General features: G+C 71.5%; 1 protein-coding gene and 1 pseudogene. Both read right to left on the reverse strand.

The window, feature by feature from the left end:
• Positions 1-6 precede the first annotated feature (6 nt).
• On the reverse strand, positions 7-1245 hold the full coding sequence (locus tag H5J30_RS32415) for an alginate lyase family protein (protein ID WP_374101049.1): 1239 nt from the start codon (positions 1243-1245) through the stop codon (positions 7-9).
• A gap of 183 nt (positions 1246-1428) precedes the next feature.
• A pseudogene (locus tag H5J30_RS37150) lies at positions 1429-1549 on the reverse strand (gamma-glutamyltransferase); the annotation flags it as partial.

A 1549-nucleotide genomic window follows, 5' to 3' on the forward strand; every position in this document is an offset into this window, starting at 1 on the left:
GGCGTGTCAGGCCGGGTTCTCCGCGTGGGTCAGGGTCTGCCAGGCCACGAAGAGGTTGTTGGACCCGGCGGGCCGGCTCTGCTCGGTGTAGCGGCCGGTGTTGGTCATGGCGATGCCCATGCGGTGGTGCAGGGCGTTGTAGCCGATCTCGGTGACCGGGCCGAGCCCGCGGTCGACGCTGCCGCCGCAGAGCCAGCCGGGCGGCGCCTCGCCCAGCTCGTAGCGGGACTGGAAGCCGAGCGCGTGCCGCAGTCGCTCGCCGACGTCCGTCCGGTAGAGGTCCTCGCCCTGGATCCGGGCCGTCTCGGCGACGTGCGAGATCGACGCCAGGCCGTATCCGGTGTGGGTGAAGTCACGGCAGGTCTCCTGGGTCAGCCCGGTGACGAAGGTGGACTGCCCCTGCCAGTAGTTGATGATCTTCTGCCGGGTGTCGAGGTTCTGCTTCGGCACGGTGCGGGGCAGCTCGCCGTCGGACTCCAGGTAGATGAACGCGGGCACGCGGGTGCGGAAGGTCTGCATCGCCCGGTCGTACGCGCCCTTGTCCTCCAGGAAGACGGCGATGCCGACGGCCGCCTCCATCATCGTCAGCTCCCAGTTGCCGTTGGAGCTGGAGCCTCCGATGATCTTCGGCAGGTAGACGTCGCGCAGCATGGTCCGGAAGCGGCCCTCGTTCGCCCAGCCGCCGTCGTACGTGTACTTGATGATCTCGGCGGCCTTCGGCCAGGAGGAGCCGGCCCAGCCGGTCTGCAGCGGCGCGTTGCTGTTGGTGTGGTCCCGGATGGTCGCGGACCAGGCGTCCATCAGCTCGATGGACTTGCGCGCGTAGCGCTCGTCGCGGGTGATGTACCAGGCGAGCGCGGTGGTGTACGCGGCGATCGCGTCCTCGCGCTCGTCCGTGCAGCCGTAGTTGGGGTTGGAGTACGAGCCGCACTCGACGATCGCCCGGGGCTTGGGCGTCCGGCTGAGGCTGGCGTACTTGCTGCCCATCATCTGGTCGTAGGCGCCCTTCCAGGGCTGGGCGCCGGCGTTCACCTTCTCGCGGGTGAAGTCCAGCTGGCCCCGGGAGACGGTGACTCCCGGGTGGGCGAAGTCCGCGGGCGCGGCGTCGGCGCGTTCGGTGCCCGGCCAGCCGAGGAGCGAGGCGACCAGGGCCGTGACCGCCGCCGCGAGGGTGGCGAACAGCGCGGCGCGCGGTCTGCGGCGATGGCGTGCGGGTGTGGGGGTGCCCTGCATGGTGGGGTCCATCCGTTCGCGTATATGAACTTTGAGTGTTCACGTGAACACCGTGACAGTCGGTGACCTTAGGTACGTACCAACTGCGCGTCAAGGGCCGGGACATGACCCCGTACGCACGACGACCGGGACGGGGCGCGCCTCGCCCCGTCCCGGTCGTGATCCGCCTGCGCGGGGGCCGGACCGGCCCCGCGGTCAGTCCCGGCCGGCCGGCCGCACCACCGCCGCCGCGCCCCCGCCGCGGCGCTCCGGCTCCGCCGCCGCGACCCAGCGCCCGTCGGGCAGCCGCTCGACGCCGGTCGCCGCGCCGATCTCG

The organism is Streptomyces phytophilus (genome assembly GCF_013870535.1).
Classification (GTDB): Bacteria; Actinomycetota; Actinomycetes; order Streptomycetales; family Streptomycetaceae; genus Streptomyces; species Streptomyces phytophilus.

Bases quoted from the DNA above. Each gene is read 5' to 3' on its own strand.
- H5J30_RS32415 (WP_374101049.1), bottom strand. From the start codon at position 1,245: ATGGACCCCACCATGCAGGGCACCCCCACACCCGCACGCCATCGCCGC.